Origin of the sequence: Kitasatospora sp. NBC_00240 (assembly GCF_026342405.1) — a bacterium.
Classification (GTDB): Bacteria; Actinomycetota; Actinomycetes; order Streptomycetales; family Streptomycetaceae; genus Kitasatospora.
In genome coordinates, this window is the sequence record NZ_JAPEMU010000001.1 from 8,991,186 (window position 1) to 9,008,743 (window position 17,558).

The window sequence follows — 17,558 nt, forward strand, 5'->3', positions numbered from 1 at the left end:
TTTCGGCGCCGCCGGGGCGCTGCCGACTTGCTGCCGGCCGTGCTCCGCGGCCGCACCCGGACGGTCCGCGGCGCACCCGACGTCCGCCTCCGGCCGGCCTGCGGGCCCGGTGACACCGGGCCCGCCCGGCACCGCCGCTCCCACCGTGCGCCCGTTCGGCGGTCTAACGTGCAGCCTGTACCCGCCGGACACGACGAGAGGTCCTTCCGATGCCGGAATCGCACAGCATGCTGTTCGTCACCTTCGACGACCCGGCGGCCGTCCGGGCCGCCTACGACGAGGTCAGGGAGCTGCACGGGGTGCGCCAGGCGGCGGTGCTGGAGCGTTCGGCCGAGGGCATTCTCGACGTGCCGGAGAGCTGGGTGCACGGCGCCGGCACGCCGACCGTGGTGAGCGGGCTGCTGGGCGGCCTGGTCGGCCTGTTGGGCGGCCCGGTCGGGTTCTTCCTCGGCTGGACGGCCGGCACCGTGCTCGGCGGCGCGACCGAGTTCAAGCGCTTCCAGGACGCGGCCGAGGGCCTGACCGTCTTCAGCAGCGGGCTCGCCGAGGGCGAGTCGATGCTGATCCTGGACCTGCGGGAGGAGTCGCCCGACCCGGTCGACGCGATCTCCGAGCGCCACGGCGGGCGCCTGGTCCGCCGCCCCGCCGAGGCGGTGGAGGCGGAGGTCCGGGCCGCCCAGCAGACGGCGGAGGACGAGGTGCGCAAGGAGCAGGAGGAGGCCGAGGGCTGACTCCTGCCGCCGGCTCGACCCGCCGCGGGACCGCGCCGGCTCGACCCGCCGCCGGACCGCGCCGGCTCGACCGGCCGTCGGCCGCCGGGTCAGCGGGCCGGGCTCGCTTCCTCCTCGAACAGCCACCGCCCGCCCGGGCGGACGGGCCGGCCCGTCACCACCCGCAGGACGGTCCGCTCCTCGTCCGGCTCGACCAGTACCACACCGCGGGCGTGCAGCTCGTGCAGGCCGGTCCGGACGTCCTCGGCCGATCCGTCGGGTGCCCCGAGCCGGCCGGCCAGCTCCGCCACCGGCAGGCTGTCGGTGCCGCCGGGCCGGCGCAGCCGCAGTTCGCCCTCGTCCACCGCCAGGTCCAGCCAGAGCGCCTGCACCGGCACCTGCGGCCCGTACAGCGGGCGGAGCCTGGCCAGACGCCGCATCATGCCGACGGCGCCCGGGGTGATCAGGGGGTCGGCGGCGGCCTTGTCCGGACTCATCCCGGGCGCGACCGTGATCCACTCGTCGTAGCCGGGCGGCCGGAGCTCCCGCAGCGAGTACTCGGCCGCGGCCCGCTCCCGGCGCGGCTTGCCGATCTTCTTGCGTCCCATCCCGGGGTGTCCTCTCCGCTCGTGCCCTGACGGGCCTGCCCATTGAACACCCTCCGGATCCGGCTGCTCCCCCAGGGTCACGATTGGGGGCTTCAAGGGCCTCGGCGCGCGCCGGTGGGGCCGACCGTAGGTGTACGACTCAGCCCTGCGGGTGATCATGAGGGCCGAACGGCCCTGAACGGGATTTCCGCAGGTTGCGCCTGGACACGCTGGTGCCACCAGGCCCCGCGTACGAGAGGCGTCCCGATGGTGACCCTGTTCCTGCTGACCGCCCCCCTGCTGCTCGCCGTCGTCCTGGCCGGGTCCGGCCGCGGCCATCGACGGGCCCGCCCGTCGGCGTTCCGGCGACATAGCCGCGGCGGGGCCCGGCACGCGGCGCGACGGCGGATCCCGGCCTGACCGGGCTGCCGCCCTGATCGGGAAGGCCTCGGCAGGTCTGTGAAAAAGTTCCGGCTGGCCAGGTTTGCTCCCGGGAATCCGGGTCAGACGTCCTGTCGGGACGGCTCGTACACTCCCCCCGGGCGGGCCGCCCGCAGCGCAGCCCCGGACCTACCCCCCCAGGTCCGGGGCTGCTGCACGTCCGCCGGCCGGTGGCCCGGCGCGCCGACGGCCCATTCCCGGAAGGGAATTGTCCGACCGCACGGCGGCGGGCGAGAGTCTGGGTGACCGCTGGCAGGACCGTCGGCGGAAGTCCGGAAGTCAGGGGAACAACGATGCCGAAGACCGACCCGCAGGTGCTTGCCGACCGCTACGCCGCCCTGTGGAACGAGCCGGACGCCGAGGCCCGCCGCACCGGGGTCGAGGAGTTGTGGCGGCCGGACGGCGTGCACGTGCTGCAGCCGCCGCAGGAGATGCGCAGGTCGGCCGTCGAGCTGGGCTTCGCCGACCCGGTGCTGGAGGCCCGGGGGCACCGGGCGCTGGAGGCGAGGGTCCGCCGGGCGCACGAGGAGTTCGTGGCGCCCGGCGGCCTGCTGTTCCGGGCCCGTGCCGACGCCGAGCGGCTGCACGACGTGGTCAAGTTCCACTGGGAGGCGGTGGACACGGGGACGGGCGAGGTGGGCGGGGTCGGGCTGGAGTTCCTGCTGCTGGACGAGGACGGCCGGATCAGGAGCGACTTCCAGTTCATCGAGAGCTGACCGGCCGAGGCCGGGGATCGCCGCGGACACCCGGGGCCGATCCCCATCCGGTGCTCGTACCAGGCGCCGTCGTGCTCCACCGCGCAGATCCGGTACCCCTCGCCGTCGGGCAGCCGGGCCAGGAAGAGGTTCTCCGCGGTGGTCGGCCGAGCTGTCCGGGCCGAACATGTCCTCACCGATCAGGTAGCGGTGGAGCCACTCGGCGAGGCTCCCGGTCCTCCTGGAGCCGCTGCCGATGACGCCCGAGGACCGGCCCGCGCCCCGGTACGGTCCGGACCGCGGCCGGTGACCGGCGCCGCCGCTCCGCCGCCGCGCCGCCGGCGGCCCGCTCCGGCGGGACGCCGGGGCCGGTCAGGATGCGTCGACGGTGACGACGATCTTGCCGCGGGTGTGCTTCCCGGCGAAGTCGGCCACCGCGCGGGCAGCCTGGTCGAAGGGGTAGCGGGCGCCCAGCTCGACCCGCAGCCGGCCGTCCGCCGCGCGGTGGGCCAGGTCCTCCAGGTCGCCGGGCGCCGGGTCGAAGGAGCCGATGTAGACCGGCGTCACCTCGCGCTCCAGCTCGGCCGGCCCGAACAGCGGGGAGACCAGCCGCCCGCCGGGCCGGGCGGCCTTCGCGGTGGCGGCCAGGCCGTCGCCCCGGTTGATCAGGTCCAGCACCACGTCGACACCGCCGGGCAGCAGCCGCAGGGTCTGCTCCACCACGTCCCCGGCGTGGTGGTCGACCGTGTCGGTGGCGCCGAGTTCCCGGATGTACCCGGCGTCGTCCGGGCCGGCGGTGGCGATCACCCGGGCCCCGAGGGCGGTGGCGAGCTGGACGGCGTACAGGCCGATGCCGCCGGTGGCGCCGATCACCAGCACGCTCTCGTCCGCGCCCAGGCCGACCGCCCGGAGCAGGCAGACGGCGGTCATGCCGGACTCGGGGATCGCCGCCGCGTGCTCGGCGTCCAGGCCGGCGGGCCGCCGGGCGAGCTTCGGGCCGACCGTCGCCACGGTGTACTCGGCCACCGTGCCGCCGGAGCCGACGAAGGCGAGCACCTGGTCCCCGGGCGCGTAGCCGGGGGCCTCGGGGCCGACCTCGGCCACCGTGCCGGCCACGTCCATCCCCACCACATGCGGGTGGTCGACCGGGTAGAACTCCTTCATCGCGCCGGTGATCAGCGCGAGGTCGAGCGGGTTGAGCGCCGCCGCGGAGACCTTGACCAGGACCTGGCCGGGGCCGGCGGCGGGTTTCGGCCGGTCGGCCAGGGAGATCCGGTCGAGCGGCTGGTACTCGGTCGAGACGAGGGCCTTCATGGGGGGCTCCTGACGGGTGCGGGGGAAGGGCCGGGCGGCCGCCACCGGCCTGTCGCCCGTACCTTTCTATGCCGCCGACCGGGCCGGGACCCGGCGGGGAGCGGAGCGCGCCGCCGAATGGGGCACGGGGCCGCGCCCCGCCGGACGGCCGTGGCCCCCCTGTGGTCGACTCCCCGCCGGACGGCCGTGGGCCCCTGGCGCTCGATTCCCCGCCGCCGAGGGCGCCGGGATCAGCCCGCGAAGTTCAGCGCGTACAGCCGCCGGACGTCCGGCTCGGTCACGAAGTCCATCGGGACGGTGCCGAGCACCGCCGGGCGGCCGGCGGCCGCGACGTAGCCGGCCACCCGGGGGTTGATCGCGTCGGCGGCCGTGTGCGGCCACAGCCCCCAGCCGGAGCTCGACGTGAAGGTGAGGAAGAGCCGCTGCGGGTCGGTGGCGGCCCGGGCGGCGTCCAGGTGGGCGGAGACCTCGGGCCATTTACGGGAATTGAGCTCGAAGATGGTGCCGATCTGGTAGTCGTCCTCGATGTCCGTCAGCGGGCCGCCCCAGCGGATCCCCGGCAGGGCGCGGTGGTCGGCGAGCAGCACCACCCGGCCGCGGACCTCGCCGAGCCGGGGGATGCCGTCCTCCGTCCGGAGGAGTCCCGGCCAGCGGTCCTGGTAACCGGCGAAGATCGCCCCGAACTCGGCGTCGGAGACCGTCGAGTACTCCTGCCTGACCCGCATCAGCAGGGTCTCCTGCGGGTGCGCGCGGAGGAAGGCCTGACAGGCGTTGAGCACGTCGCCGAAGAAGATCTGCTGGAACACCGGGCCGTGGTGGATCGCGAGGACGCCGTCGACGGCCCGGCAGCGGATGTCCAGGAACCGTACGCCCGCGGTCAGCTGGGCGGCCAGGGGGAGCGTCTGGGTCTCGGTGAGGGCGCCGCCGTGGAGGGAGCAGGTGTCGTGCGTGCCGGGGACGGTGATTCGCGACAGCGGGGTCCGCCCGTCGAGGGCGCCCATCCAGTCCGCGCCGCCGGGCAGCGCGGAGGCGGCGGCCGCGGCGGTGCCCGGGCCGAGGCCCGCCAGCAGCCCCGCCGTGCCGGTGGCGAGTGCTCCGCGCGTGAAGACGCGCCTGGTCATCGTGCTGTCGGTCGGACTCACGGGCGCCTACCTCCGGTGATGGCGGTTTGTGGCATGGACATTATCGGTGGGGTGGGTCGTCCGGATAGACCCGTGCAGGAGGACGGAGCGTGAAGCGCGGTGCCGGGCGGTGAACCCGGCGGATGCGCTGCGCGGCTGCGGCCGGGGCGAACCGCCCGCCCTGGCCCGGTCCGCGCCGGCGGGGTGCTACCCGCGGGTAGGTCGGGTCGGGGCGGTACGCCCGCCCGGCGTGGCGCGGCGGCAGAGGATGCCGAGGCCGCCGTGACCGGCGATGATCGGAGCAGCCGCCGGGTCGGACAGGCGGACCGGACGCGCCGTGCACCAAGCGGCCGTTCCGGGACCTGGACGCGGCGACGGGCCGGGGCAGCCGCCCTCTCCCGCCGTTCGCGCCGCGTGAGGAGGACCTCTCATGACAGATGCACGGGCCAAGGCCCCCGCCGGCAAGAAGGCGGCTCCCGGCAGGAAGGCCGCACCTGCCAAGGAGGCGGCACCCGCCGAGAACGCGGCACCCGCGGGGCTCACCTTCGATCGGAGCCACACGCCCCAGGAGCGGGCTGCCCGGGGCAAGGCCGCCCGGACGACCTCGCCCAGGTCGGGCCACGGCTGGTTCGATCCTCCGGCGGGCCGCGCGGACCCGGTGGACCTCCTGGAGCAGCAGTCGGCCGAGCGGCTGGCCGAGCTCATCCCGATCCGCTACGGCCGGATGACCGAGTCCCCGTTCCGCTTCTACCGGGGCGCCGCCGCGATCATGGCGGCCGACCTGGCCGGGAGCCCGGACTCCGGCCTGCGCACCCAGCTGTGCGGTGACGCGCACCTGTTGAACTTCCGGCTGATGGCCTCGCCGGAGCGCCATCTGCTCTTCGACATCAACGACTTCGACGAGACCCTGCCGGGACCCTGGGAGTGGGACGTCAAGCGGCTGTCGACCAGCCTGGTGATCGCCGGCCGGGCCAACGGTTTCACCGACGAGGAGCGGGCGGGCATCGTGCGCGCCGCCGTCGGCTCGTACCGTCAGCGGATGCGCGAGTTCGGCGGGATGCGTCGGATCGACGTCTGGTACGCCCAGGCCGACGTGGAGCGCCTGCGCGAGGTGGCCGCGGGGCGGCTGGAGAAGGCCGGGCGCAAGAACCTGGAGAAGGCCGTGGAGAAGGCCCACTCCCGGGACAGCCTGCAGGCCTACGACCGGCTCACCGAACTGGTCGACGGCCGGCGCCGGATCGCGGCCGACCCGCCGCTGCTGGTACCGCTGCGCGACATCATGCCGGACTCGGAACACACCGCCCTGGAGGACCAGTTCGGCCAGCTGGTCGAGAGCTACGCCCGCACCCTGCCCTCCGACCGGCGGTACCTGCTCAGCCAGTACCAGGTGGTCAGCGTCGCCCGCAAGGTGGTCGGCGTCGGGAGTGTCGGCACCCGCTGCTGGATCATCCTGTTGCTCGGCCGGGACGACGAGGATCCGCTGTTCCTGCAGGCCAAGGAGGCCGGGACGTCCGTCCTCGCCCCCTACGTGGGTGCCAGCGAGTACGACAATCAGGGCGAGCGTGCGGTCGCCGGCCAGCGGCTGATGCAGGCCACCAGCGACATCTTCCTCGGCTGGGAGCGGACCAAGGGCATCGACGGGCGCCAGCGCGACTTCTACATCCGCCAGCTGCGCGACTGGAAGGGCATCGCGAAGCCCGAGCTGATGTCGCCGCGGGGGCTGGGAGCCTTCGGCGAGCTGTGCGGCGCGACCCTGGCCCGGGCGCACGCCCGCTCGGGGGACCCGATCGCGATCGGCGCCTACCTCGGCGGCGGCGACTCCTTCGACCGCGCGCTGGTGGGCTTCGCCGAGGCGTACGCCGACCAGAACGAGCGTGACTTCCAGGCGCTGGTCGACGCGGTGGCCTCCGGACGGGTGGTCGCGGAGCGGGAGCCCGCGCAGGACTGACGGGCCGCCCGGCGGCGGAGCGCCCCGCCGCCGGCCGGCTCAGTGCGCCGGCACGCGCTGGCTGGCCACCAGCTCCCGGTAGGGCGTGCAGCGCTCCAGCAGGGTGGGGTGGTCGCCCGCGTCGACCACGGTGCCCCCGGTCAGCATGATCACGTGGTGGGCGTGCTGGACGGTGGAGAGCCGGTGGGCGACCACGATCACCGCCCGGGTGGCCGCCAAGTCCTGCACGACGGCCCGGAACCGCTGCTCGTTGAGCCCGTCCAGCTGGCTGGTGGGCTCGTCCAGCAGCACGATCTCGGCGTCCGAGAGCAGGGCGCGGGCCAGGGCCATCCGCTGGCGCTGGCCCCCGGACAGGTCCGACTCGCGGCCGAGCGGCGTGTCCAGGCCCTGCGGCAGCCGGGCGATGTCCTCGGTGAGGCCGACGGCGTCCAGCGCGGCCGCCAGCTCGCCGTCGCTGGCCTCGGTGACACGGCCGAGCTGCAGGTTCTCCCGGGCGGTGGCCTCCAGCAGGGTGAACGCCTGGTCCACGTACGCGATCCGGGCGCGCAGCGCGTCCAGCGGCCACTGCCGGGCGTCGTGGCCGAGCACGCTGATCGAGCCGGAGGACGGCCGGATGAACCGGTCGATGAGCGAGAGCGTGGTGCTCTTGCCGGCCCCCGACGGGCCGACCACGGCGGTCAGGCCGGTGCGGGCGGTGGTGAAGGAGATGCCGCGCAGAGCGGCGTCGCCGGCCCCGGCATGGGTGTAGGAGACGGAGCGGAACACCACCGCGGGGGCGCCCGGCAGTGGGGTCGGGGCGATCCGTCCGGCGTCCTGGGGATCGCTCTCCGGAGCCAGGGCCAGCAGCTCGTTGCAGCGGTCCCGGGCGGCCAGGCCGGACTGCAGGCGGCCGAACCCGGTGGCCAGGGTGCTGACCGAGGGCACGGTCTGCAACAGGTACAGCAGGAACGCGGCGAAGGCCGCCACCTGGAGATCGCCGGCGGCCAGCCGGGCGCCGCCGGTGAGGATCACGGCGATCATCGCGAGCTGGTTGCCCAGCGTCAGCGCCGCCGGGATCAAAGCGCCCAGGCGGGCGCCCTGCAGCGAGACGGCCCGCAGCCGCTCGGCGTCCGCCGCCAGCGCGCGGGCGGCCACCGGCTCGGCCCGGTAGGCCTTGATGGTGGTGAGGGCCTCCAGGTCGGCGGTGAAGCGCTGGGCGATCTGCCCGACCGCGTTCTGCTGACCGGTGACGGTGTCCTTCAGCCGGCGCAGGATCAGCACCACCAGCACCGTCAGCACGGCCAGCGACACGACGGTGACCAGGGTGAGGACCCAGTCGATCCACACCATCACCAGCAGCGTCGCCGAGACGGTCAGCGCCGCCAGCGGCAGCTGGGTGGCCACCTCCACCACCTGGCGCAGCAGCATGGCGTCCGAGGTGATCCGGGCGGCCAGGTCACCGGTGCCCTGGGCCCGGACCACGGCCAGCGGCAGCCGCAGGGCGTGGTCCATGATGCGGATCCGCAGCCGGTAGGTCATCCGCTCGCCGATCCTGGCCAGCAGGAACCCGGACACCGCCTGGGTGAGGGCCCCGCCGACGGCTGCCACGCACATCATCAGCACGTCCGGGCCGAGCGGGCGGTGCGCGGAGAAGTCGGTGATGATCTTCTGGACCAGCAGCGGCAGGGCGAGGGCCGCCGCGGTGGCGCCGAGCGCGAGCAGCAGGGCGCAGGTGAGCCGGCCGGGCTCGGCGGTGAGGTCGCGGCGCAGCCGCACCCGGTCCGGCGCGCTGGGGGCGGGGGGAGGGGGCTGGTCGGCCACGGCAACCTCTCTGGTGGTTCGGAGCTGTCGCTGACGGGCGGTGCGGGCGGTGCGGGCGGTGCGGGCGGTGGTTGCGCCCGCGGGGTGTTGCCGGCTCTGCTGTCGCCCGCGGGGTGGTGCCGGCGGTTCGGTTCGGAGTCGGCGGTTCGGTTCGGAGTCGGCGGGTGGGTTCGGAGTCGGCGGGTGGGTTCGCGCGAGGCGGAGCGGCGGAAGGCGGACCGGGCCGGAGCGGCGGTGTGCCGCTCCGGCCCGGTGGCCGGCCGGGCCCGTACCGAAGGCCCGGCCGGCTCCGCCGTGTCACCCGCCCTTGCGGGCGAGGGCACGGCTCAGAGGCAGATCAGCGTGCTGACGGTGCTGGTGCCACAGTTGAGGACGCTCAGCGAACTGGTGCTGGCGAGGGTGTCGTCGATCGGGGCCGTCTCTGTCTCGGGCAGCTCCATGGTCTGGAGGTCGAGGATCGCCATGACTGTCTCCTTCATCAAGAGGGTGGATCGCCCGCCGGCGGCCGGGAGTCGGTGGGGGCGCGCCCTGGGCGTTCGGGCCGGTGGGCCCGTCAGCCGGGGGTGCCGGCGGTCGGCGCGGGCGCGCCGGACGGGCCGGTCCAGGGGAGGAAGGGCGTGCCGGCCAGGGCGGTGCCCAGCGCCAGCAGCACGCCGGCGGAGCCGGTGGCCAAGTCCGCCGAGAGCCGCAGCAAATGGTCTCCGGGGAAGGCGAGTTCACCCCGGTAGGAGACCTGGTGCAGGGCCAGCAGGGCACGCTGCCGGGCGAGCAGGGCCGCGCCGGGGGCCGGCTCGGCGGCGGAGGTCCCGTCGGTTGTCGAAGTCCCGTCCGCCGCCCCGGTACCGGCCCGGGTGTCCGCCCGGTGCTGGGTCAGCGCCAGGTACCCGAGCAGGCCGGCCCGCCCGTTGAAGAGACCGGGCTGGATGATGAACTCGGGTTCGGCCGCCCGGCGGATCGACGCCTCGTGGCCGGCCGACGGGCTGTCGGGGCGGTGCGCCAGCAGGGCGTCCAGGGCGAGGCCGATGCCGGCGCTGCCGGTCTCCAGGTAGGGCAGCACCCGGCGGCCGTCGACCACCTGGAAGGTACCGTCGGCGACGCTCGCGCACCGGTCGAGGTCCAGCTCCAGCAGGTGTTCGGCCTGGTCGAGCAGCGCGTGCTCGCCGGTGTGCTCGTAGAGGCGGACCAACGCGAGGGCGGTGCCGGAGGCGCCGGCCAGCAGGCCGGCCCGGCGCCTGGGGTCCCCGCGGCCGGCCTTCTCCAGGGCGTCGGCCGAGGTGCGGGCGAGCGCCAGGGCCTGGTCCAGCAGCCCGGGTTCGCCGGTGGCGGTCGCGAAGTGCAGCAGCGTCAGGGCCGTGCCCGGGGCGCCGGTGCCGAGGCCCGGCCCGGGATCCTCGTCCGCCGCCGTGCCGAGGCGCCGCAGCAGGCCGAGCGCCTCGCCGCGTTCGCCCAGCAGGTCGAGCACGTAGGCCACGCCGTGCCCGCCGAAGTACAGCCCCGGCGTCGCCGGACGGTTGCGGGCCGCGCGCACCAGCCAGTGGACGTGCGCGGGGTCGACGGCGGCGCCGGTGACGTGCAGGGCGTACAGGACGCCGGCCGCGCCGTAGGCCAGGCCCAGGCCGCCGCGGGTGAACTGGGCGACGTCGCCGGGGAAGAGCCGGTCGGGACGCTCGGGGGTGGCCATCGCCGTGATGCCGGCGGCCAGCGAGTCCCTGAGTCGCGGCCAGTCAGCTGCCGGGGCGGTCAGCAGCGCGTTGGTCTCCGCCCGGCGCTGCCCGAGTTCGGGGCGCGGGGCACGGCCGTCGGCGGGGGAGGAGCCGAGCAGCCGGCGGACCTCCTCGGTGTAGCCGGGCGGCACCGGGAACCGGCGCTCCAGCACGTCCGCCAGCTCGCCGGCCTTGCCGGGGTCGAGTGCGGTCAGCTGGGCCAGCGGCAGGAACAGCCAGAGCCGGATCGCGGCCAGCCCGTACCGGTCGATCTGCGTCCCGGTGTAGCCCTTGGGCGCGGTGAAGCCGGCGGCGCCCAGCGCCGGACGGACGAAGTCGTCGACGGTGCTGGCGAGTTCGAAGTCGATGAAGCAGATGTCGCCGTCCGGCCGGATGATCAGGTTGCGCGGGTGGAGGTCGCCGAAGACCACTCCGCGGGCGTGGATGGCGGCCAGCGCCCGCTCCACCCGCTCCACGATCCCCAGCGCCTCGCGGGTGTACTGCGCCACCGTGGCCTCGTCGGCGTCCGGGTGGATCAGTGGGTAGTTGGCGGTCAGCCACTCGCTGAGGGAGCGGCCCTCGACGTACTCCTGGACCAGGAACTCGTGCTCCCAGGCCGTGAGCAGCCCGTGCTGCGCCGGCGCCCCGGGCACCCCCGCCAGCCGGGCCAGGATGTCGTGCTCGTTGCGCAGCCGGGCCACCGCGTCGACACCGCGCTGGTCCAGCCCCGCGTACGGCCGGGCCTCCTTCAGCACCACCTGCCGGCCATCGGTCCCGTCCCGGGCCAGGTACACGCCCCCTGCGTCGGAGAAGTGGAGCACCCGCTCCACGATGTACGGCAGCCCGGAGTCCCGCTGCGCCGCGCGCTCGGCCACCGCCGGGGCGATCACCGCCGGCACCGGCGCCCAGTCGGGGACGGCGAAGCCGGCGCCGCGGACGTCCGGGACGAGCCGCCCGTCCGGTCCTTCCAGGGCGAGCACCCGCTCTCCGGCCTCGTTGCGGCAGTGGCGTTCCGCGAACCCTCCGTACCGCAGGTAGAGCGGGCCCTCGCCCCAGCGGAGGTCGCTGAGGATGTACGGGCCCCGGCGCCCGGCGAGCAGCCGGCCGAGGCCGTCGAGACATCGCTCCAGCTCGGCGTCGTCCACGGGGTAGATCGTGCAGAACTTGCCACTGGAGCCGCGCGGCGAGTACTTGGAGTTCTGCACCTGGAGGATCGGCAGGCCGCGCAGGAACTTGAAGGTGAGGTGCTCGCGCAGGCAGTAGGCGTAGACCTCCTCCAGCACCGCCTCGGCGTCCTCGGCGCACGAGGAGACGTGGATCTTCCAGCCCTGCGAAGGGAGTTGGACGTCCGTGGGGCGCACCACGGCCCAGATCTCCAGCTCGCCGCGTTCCCAGCCGGCCGGCAGCGGGCGGCCGACGGCGGCGAACTCCTCCTGGGCGCCCCAGCGGCGGGGCGAGTCGTAGAACAGCGGGTCGGCGTAGGCGTAGGCCTCGTACTGGTTGTCCATCGGAACCCTCTTCGGTGCGGGACGTCCGCAGGTGGGGCGGCGAAGGCGCCGGCATCCGCGCCCCGCCCGGGAGGCCGGGGCCGCCGGCGGGCCGGCGACGGGGGCCCGGACATTCCCGGGCCGTGATGCGACTATCGAATTGTTGGGTCATCACGAGTTCGTACGCAACAGTGCAAAGGAAGGTATTTCGGGGCGATGTTCACTCCGGTGTGACGGGTCGCCGTTCGAACGAGCCGGAGCGGGCGGACGCGCGCCGGTCCGGCCCGGGGTATGTACCCGAAGGGGATTCGGGGCTCGGTTGCGGATTGCCGCCGAAGGCGGCCGGGCCTCGACGGACCTCCGCTGAGCTGGCAGGATGTGAGGGTACATCCGGTCGACGGTGGGGTGGGGGCGCCCATCGGCGCGGGGCGGTCGCGGCGGCGTACGCGGGGTCGGTTCACCCGTGCGCCGGCCGGTGGTCGCCGGAGGATGTTCGCGAATTCGACGAAGAAACGCGAACGAATGAATAAGTGTCGATTCTTTGTACTAATAACGATCGAATTTCTGCCTGCCTGATTCGAAGGGCAATGCGTCCGGCCGTCCGGTCGCCCGCGTGATTTCCCGGCCGTCCTCGGGCGCCCTTGGTCCCGGACGGCGGGACCCACCGCCGGCGGGAACGCGAACGGGCCCGGGGTGACGCCGCGTCGGCGCGTCACCCCGGGCCCCTCCCGGCACACGGGATCCGATCAGCCCGGATTGCCCGCGTGGGTCAGCGTCTCCCAGGAGGTGAACAGGTTGTCCGTCCCGGCCGGCCGACGCTGTTCGGTCAGCGCCTGCGTGTTGTCCATGCCGTAACCGAGCCGGTTGTGCAGGGCGTTGAAGCCCACCTCGGTCACCGGGCCGAGGCCCTTGTCCAGGCTGCCGTTGCACAGCCAGGACGGCACGGCGGTGCCCAGCTCGTACTTGGCCTGGAAGCCGAGGGCGTGCCGGAGCCGGTCGGCCACCTCCGGATAGAGGTCCTGGCCCTGGATCCGGCTGGTCTCGGCGACATGGGCGATCGCCGAGAGCCCGTACCCGGTGTGGGTGAAGTCCCGGCAGGTCTCCTGGGTGAGCCCGTCGACGAAGGTGCCCTGGCCCTGCCAGTAGGAGACGATCTGGTCGCGGGAGCTCAGGCCGCTGCCCGGTGCGGTCTTCGGCAGCGCGCCGTCCGAGGCCAGGTAGATGTACGCCGGCACCCGGCCGCGGAACTTGGCGACCGCCTTGTCGTAGACCGTCCGGTCGTTCAGGAACACCGCGATGCCGATGGTGGCCTCGTTCATGCTCAGTTCCCAGTTGCCGTTGCTGTTGCTGCCGTTGACCACCTTGGGCAGGTAGACGTTGCGCAGCATGGTGGAGAAGCGGGTGACCTTGTCGCTCGCCCACCCGGTGTACGTGTAGCGGATGATCTCGGCGGCGCGCGGCCAGCTGGACGCGGACCAGGCGGTCTGCAGCGGTGCGTTGCTGTTGGTGTGATCGGTGATCGTGCCGGACCAGGCGTCCATGATCTGGACGGCCTTCGCCGCGTAGCGGCTGTCCTGGGTGATGTACCACTCCAGCGCCAGGGTGTACGCCGCGATGGCGTCCTCACGCTCGTCGGTGCAGCCGATGTTGGGGTTGGAGTACGATCCGCACTCCACCACCGACCGCGGCTTGGGGGTCCGGCTGAGCGAGGCGTACTTGCTCGCGTGCATCTGGTCGTAGGCGGCCTTCCACGGCTGCTCGCCGGCCTTCACCTTGGCCCGGACGAAGTCGAGTTGGGCCCGGCTGTTCAGTACTCCGGGGTGGGCGAAGGTGGTGGGTGCGGCCTCGGCGGCGGGGGCGCTGCCCAGGCCCGAGGTGAGCAGGGCCAGCAATCCGGCCAGGGCCGGCAGCTTGCGCAGGTGACGGTGCACGGCGTGGTCCTCTCCTTCGGGGTCGGCCCGGTCAGGCCGGCAGCAGCCACTGCTGGTTGGCGCCGCCGAAGCAGTCCCAGAGCTGCAGCCGGGTGCCGTTGGCGGAGCTGGGGCCGGTGGCGTCCACGCAGCGGCCGGAGACCGGGTTGACCAGGGTCGCCCCGCTGCCGGCCTGCCACTTCTGGGCGCCGGAGCCGTTGCAGTCCCAGAGCTGGAGCTGGGTGCCGTTCGCGGTGCCGGCGCCGGTCGCGTCCAGGCACTTGCCGAGGGCCTGCAGCGAACCGTCCGCGGCGACCGTCCAGTTCTGGGCGGCCGTGCCGTTGCAGTCGTAGAGCTGGACGGCCGTGCCGTTGGCGCTGGAGGCCGCGGCGACGTCCACGCACTTGCCGCCGTAGCCGCTGATCCGGCCGGTCGGGCGCGGGTTGCCGGTGCCGCCGCCGGTGATCGCGTTGAAGGTGCTCGCGAACTGGTAGGCGCTCTGCGGCGTCCCGCTGCAGGAGTCGGACAGGGTGCCGTTGGTGGCACAGGCCTTGTCGCGGCCGAGCGCCCAGAAGGCCAGCAGCTGGATGCCGTTGCTGCGGGCGAAGTTGGTGAGGGTGGTGGCGTTGGCGGTGGTGAACACCTCGTTGGTGCTGTCGTTGACCCCGATCATCGGGGTGTTGCCCTCCATCGCCCACAGTTGCTGCGAGGTCTTGGTGGTCCAGATCTGCCCGAGCTGGTTGTGCAGTGCGGTGGCGGCGTCGGTGGCGGCCCTGCCCATGTCCAGGGTGGGGCCGTAGTCCATGGTCATGATGTTGACCACGCCGACGTTCAGGCCGCGGCTCTTGGCGTTGTTGAGCAGGCTGATCGAGTTGGACTCGAGGCCGGTCGGGTTGACCGGCAGGGTGTAGTGCACGGCCAGGTTGCGCCCGGCGGCGGCGTACTCCTGCTGGAGCTGGGCGAGGGCCTGGTTGCGGCGGTCGTTGGCGGTGGTGTCGCCGAGCGCGCCGCCCTCGATGTCGAGGTCGATCTTGGTGAGGTTGAGCGTGTCGACCACCCGCTTGTACTGGGCCTTCAGGCTGCTCACCGTGGTGCAGGCCTGCCCGAGTTCGGTACCGGACGCGCCTCCGAAGGAGGCGATCACGTCACCGCCGGCGGCCCGCAGGCTGTTGATCGCCGACTGCCAGCCGGCGTCCGTGATGGCGGTGTTGCCGTTGAGGGTGGCGTTGCAGCTGCCGTCGCTGATGACGAAGGCGAGCGTGAAGTACTTGAGCCCGGTCGCGTTGCGGGCGTTGGCGAGCGCGGCGGGGGAGTTCCAGGTTTCGACGTAGGGCGCGGCGTACTGGGCGGGGAAGCCGGGGCCGGGGTTGGCGGCGGCGTTCGCGGCCGGGGCGGCGGCCAGCAGGGTGCCGGCGGCCAGGGCGAGCGGCGCGAGCAGCGCGGTGAGGCGTGAGGGGCGTCGCATGGGTGTCCTCCTGGGACAGCGTGGGGGTTCGGCCGTGCGGTGGGGCGGACGTCCGTCCGCGGCACGGGTGCGGGCGGGGACGCCTGACGGCGGGCCGAGCGTGGGGGCCCGGTGCGGGGAGGGCGGTGCGGGAGGTGCGGTGCCGCTCGGCTCGGCACCGGAGTCAACCGGACCGCGGAGGGCGCCGTCAAGGGTTATTGACTGGAAGGTTTACTAACCGTCGATCCGTCAACTGATGAACGATCATCAGGCCCCAGGCCCGCACTTTGCCTTCACGACTTGGCGACAATTGGTAGAGACCAAAGGGTTGACGCTCCAACAGTTACAGGAGTTGAATCACTCCGCGACACCGGCTGCCCCTCCCCAGGCCATCTCCCCGGTGTCGATCCCCCACCCGAGGCGCCCCCGGTCGCACCCGCGACCGCGTCCCACCCCGCCCTCGGCCGACGGAATCCGGAGCCGACCATGCCCAGGCATCGATCTGCCCACAGTTCACGGCCCCGCCGCGCGACCGCCACCCTGCTGGCCGGTGCCCTCGCCGCCGCGGGCCTGCTGGCCACCGGTGGCACCGCCCACGCGGCCGGCGAGCCGGTCTCGATCTGGCTGACCACCACCGACGACGCAGGCGGCCGGCACGTCACCCGAGGACTGCAGCAGCAGGCCGGCATCTCCTTCGCCGCGGGCACCGGCAGCGGCGGACAGCTGATCACCGTCGACGAGTCCACCCGCTACCAGCAGTTCACCGGCGGCGGCGCCTCCTTCACCGACACCGCCGCGTGGCTGCTCAACAGCAGCGGCGCACTGAGCGCCGCCACCCGCGACGACACCATGCGCAAGCTCTTCTCGCCCACCGACGGCATCGGACTCTCCTTCGTCCGCAACCCGATGGGCTCCTCCGACCTGGCCCGGTTCGGCTACACCTACGACGACCGCCCGGCCGGGCAGAGCGACCCGTCGCTCGCCGACTTCACCATCGCGCACGACCAGGCCGACGTGCTGCCGCTCACCAAGCAGGCCCGCCAGCTCAACCCGGCGCTCACCGTGATGGCCTCGCCCTGGACGGCGCCCGCCTGGATGAAGGACAGCGGCAACCTCAACGGGGGCTGGCTGAAGGCGGAGAACTACGGCAGCTACGCCCAGTACTTCGTCAAGTACCTCCAGGCCTACCAGGCCCAGGGCGTCCCGGTGAACTACGTGACCGTCCAGAACGAGCCCACCTGCTGCGCCGGTTACCCGTCGATGAGCTGGAACGGCTCCGGTCTCGCCTACTTCACCAAGACCAACCTGCTGCCCGCGCTGGCCGGCGCCGGCCTGAGCACCAAGGTCCTGGCGCTGGACTGGAACTGGGACCAGTACGCGAGCTACGCCGCGCCCACCGTGGACGACGCCGCCGTGCGAAACCACCCCAACTTCGGCGGCCTCGCCTGGCACGGCTACGGCGGCGACGTGGCCACCCAGACCACCGTGCACAACCAGTACCCCGGCGTGGACGCCTTCGACACCGAGCACTCCGGCGGCACCTGGATCGGCAACCAGCAGCAGGAGGACATGCGCAACATCATCGACTACACCCGCAACTGGGGTAAGTCGGTGACCAAGTGGAGCCTGGCCGTGGACCAGAACATGGGCCCGCACTACGGTGGTTGCGGCACCTGCACCGGTTTCGTCACCGTCCACAACGGTGATGCCCGCAGCGGCCAGGTCGACTACACCGTCGAGTACTACACCATGGGCCACCTCACCAAGTTCGTGAAGCCGGGCGCCTACCGGATCGCCTCCACCGCCAACTCGGCCGTCCCGAACGTCGCCTGGGTCAACCCCGACGGCTCCAAGGCACTGGTCGCCTACAACGACAGCGGCAGCGCGCAGAACGTCCGGGTCGCCTGGGGCGGACAGAACTTCACCTACAACCTGCCCGCCAAGACCTCGGCCACCTTCACCTGGAACGGCGCCGGCGGCAACCAGGGCGGCGCGAGCGGCCCGGTCACCGGACTGGCCGGCAAGTGCCTGGACGTGGCCGCGGCCGGCACGGCCAACGGCACCGCCGTGCAGCTCTACGACTGCAACGGCACCACCGCGCAGAACTGGACGCTCGGCACCGACGGCACCGTCCGCGCGCTCGGCAAGTGCCTGGACGTGACCGGCGGGGCCACCGCGGACGGCAGCAAGGTGCAGCTCTGGGACTGCAACGGCTCCGGCGCCCAGCAGTGGACGTACTCGCCCGGCTCGCACGACATCGTCAACCCGGCCGCGAACAAGTGCCTGGACGCCACCGGCAACAGCTCGGCCAACGGCACCCGGGTGCAGATCTGGACCTGCACCGGCGCCGCCAACCAGAAGTGGACCGCGCCGACGGCCTGACCTGACGGGCGCACCC

Annotated in this window: 12 protein-coding genes; 4 read left to right on the plus strand and 8 right to left on the minus strand. The window is 73.6% G+C overall.

Features of this window, described 5'->3' with window-relative positions:
• Positions 1 to 209: 209 nt before the first annotated feature.
• The gene (locus tag OG689_RS38130) at positions 210 to 731 is read left to right on the plus strand and encodes a histidine kinase (RefSeq protein ID WP_266326150.1); all 522 of its coding nucleotides are present in this window, start codon (positions 210 to 212) and stop codon (positions 729 to 731) included.
• A gap of 89 nt (positions 732 to 820) precedes the next feature.
• On the opposite strand, the gene OG689_RS38135 is transcribed toward OG689_RS38130, so the two are convergent.
• On the minus strand, positions 821 to 1,318 hold the full coding sequence (locus OG689_RS38135) for a hypothetical protein (protein WP_266326152.1): 498 nt from the start codon (positions 1,316 to 1,318) through the stop codon (positions 821 to 823).
• A 713-nt stretch (positions 1,319 to 2,031) separates the two neighbouring features.
• Between OG689_RS38135 and OG689_RS38140 the strand changes: the two genes are divergently transcribed.
• Complete coding sequence (locus OG689_RS38140; RefSeq protein WP_266326154.1) at positions 2,032 to 2,454, plus strand: hypothetical protein; 423 nt, start codon at positions 2,032 to 2,034, stop codon at positions 2,452 to 2,454.
• A 351-nt stretch (positions 2,455 to 2,805) separates the two neighbouring features.
• On the opposite strand, the gene OG689_RS38145 is transcribed toward OG689_RS38140, so the two are convergent.
• Both OG689_RS38145 and OG689_RS38150 read right to left on the minus strand, forming a co-directional pair.
• On the minus strand, positions 2,806 to 3,747 hold the full coding sequence (locus OG689_RS38145) for an NADP-dependent oxidoreductase (protein ID WP_266326156.1): 942 nt from the start codon (positions 3,745 to 3,747) through the stop codon (positions 2,806 to 2,808).
• 230 nt (positions 3,748 to 3,977) lie between these two features.
• Positions 3,978 to 4,889: a phosphatidylinositol-specific phospholipase C gene (locus tag OG689_RS38150; RefSeq protein ID WP_266326158.1), complete on the minus strand. Its 912-nt coding sequence runs from the start codon at positions 4,887 to 4,889 to the stop codon at positions 3,978 to 3,980.
• Between the two features lie 409 nt (positions 4,890 to 5,298).
• Here OG689_RS38150 and OG689_RS38155 point away from each other — a divergent pair, with 409 nt between their 5' ends.
• On the plus strand, positions 5,299 to 6,816 hold the full coding sequence (locus OG689_RS38155; RefSeq protein ID WP_266326160.1) for a DUF2252 domain-containing protein: 1,518 nt from the start codon (positions 5,299 to 5,301) through the stop codon (positions 6,814 to 6,816).
• Between the two features lie 39 nt (positions 6,817 to 6,855).
• Here the strand turns inward: OG689_RS38155 and OG689_RS38160 are convergent, their stop codons facing one another.
• The 5 genes from OG689_RS38160 to OG689_RS38180 all read right to left on the minus strand — a co-directional run bounded on the left by OG689_RS38160 (position 6,856) and on the right by OG689_RS38180 (position 15,181).
• The gene (locus tag OG689_RS38160) at positions 6,856 to 8,616 is read right to left on the minus strand and encodes an ABC transporter ATP-binding protein (protein WP_266326162.1); all 1,761 of its coding nucleotides are present in this window, start codon (positions 8,614 to 8,616) and stop codon (positions 6,856 to 6,858) included.
• A 326-nt stretch (positions 8,617 to 8,942) separates the two neighbouring features.
• Complete coding sequence (locus OG689_RS38165) at positions 8,943 to 9,080, minus strand: SapB/AmfS family lanthipeptide (RefSeq protein WP_266326164.1); 138 nt, start codon at positions 9,078 to 9,080, stop codon at positions 8,943 to 8,945.
• Positions 9,081 to 9,169: 89 nt separating this feature from the next.
• Positions 9,170 to 11,827, minus strand: coding sequence for a class III lanthionine synthetase LanKC (lanKC, locus tag OG689_RS38170; protein ID WP_266326166.1), 2,658 nt, complete (start codon positions 11,825 to 11,827; stop codon positions 9,170 to 9,172).
• Between the two features lie 725 nt (positions 11,828 to 12,552).
• Positions 12,553 to 13,707, minus strand: coding sequence for an alginate lyase family protein (locus OG689_RS38175; protein ID WP_266327737.1), 1,155 nt, complete (start codon positions 13,705 to 13,707; stop codon positions 12,553 to 12,555).
• A 61-nt stretch (positions 13,708 to 13,768) separates the two neighbouring features.
• The gene (locus OG689_RS38180) at positions 13,769 to 15,181 is read right to left on the minus strand and encodes a ricin-type beta-trefoil lectin domain protein (RefSeq protein ID WP_266326168.1); all 1,413 of its coding nucleotides are present in this window, start codon (positions 15,179 to 15,181) and stop codon (positions 13,769 to 13,771) included.
• A 465-nt stretch (positions 15,182 to 15,646) separates the two neighbouring features.
• On the opposite strand from OG689_RS38180, the gene OG689_RS38185 reads away from it, so the two are divergent.
• Positions 15,647 to 17,542 (plus strand): RICIN domain-containing protein, encoded by a 1,896-nt coding sequence (locus OG689_RS38185; RefSeq protein WP_266326170.1) that lies wholly within the window; start codon positions 15,647 to 15,649, stop codon positions 17,540 to 17,542.
• Positions 17,543 to 17,558 lie beyond the last annotated feature (16 nt).

Bases quoted from the DNA above. Each gene is read 5' to 3' on its own strand.
- OG689_RS38130 (WP_266326150.1), top strand. From the start codon at position 210: ATGCCGGAATCGCACAGCATGCTGTTCGTCACCTTCGACGACCCGGCG.
- OG689_RS38135 (WP_266326152.1), bottom strand. From the start codon at position 1,318: ATGGGACGCAAGAAGATCGGCAAGCCGCGCCGGGAGCGGGCCGCGGCC.
- OG689_RS38140 (WP_266326154.1), top strand. From the start codon at position 2,032: ATGCCGAAGACCGACCCGCAGGTGCTTGCCGACCGCTACGCCGCCCTG.
- OG689_RS38145 (WP_266326156.1), bottom strand. From the start codon at position 3,747: ATGAAGGCCCTCGTCTCGACCGAGTACCAGCCGCTCGACCGGATCTCC.
- OG689_RS38155 (WP_266326160.1), top strand. From the start codon at position 5,299: ATGACAGATGCACGGGCCAAGGCCCCCGCCGGCAAGAAGGCGGCTCCC.
- OG689_RS38165 (WP_266326164.1), bottom strand. From the start codon at position 9,080: ATGGCGATCCTCGACCTCCAGACCATGGAGCTGCCCGAGACAGAGACG.
- lanKC (WP_266326166.1), bottom strand. From the start codon at position 11,827: ATGGACAACCAGTACGAGGCCTACGCCTACGCCGACCCGCTGTTCTAC.
- OG689_RS38180 (WP_266326168.1), bottom strand. From the start codon at position 15,181: ATGCGACGCCCCTCACGCCTCACCGCGCTGCTCGCGCCGCTCGCCCTG.
- OG689_RS38185 (WP_266326170.1), top strand. From the start codon at position 15,647: ATGCCCAGGCATCGATCTGCCCACAGTTCACGGCCCCGCCGCGCGACC.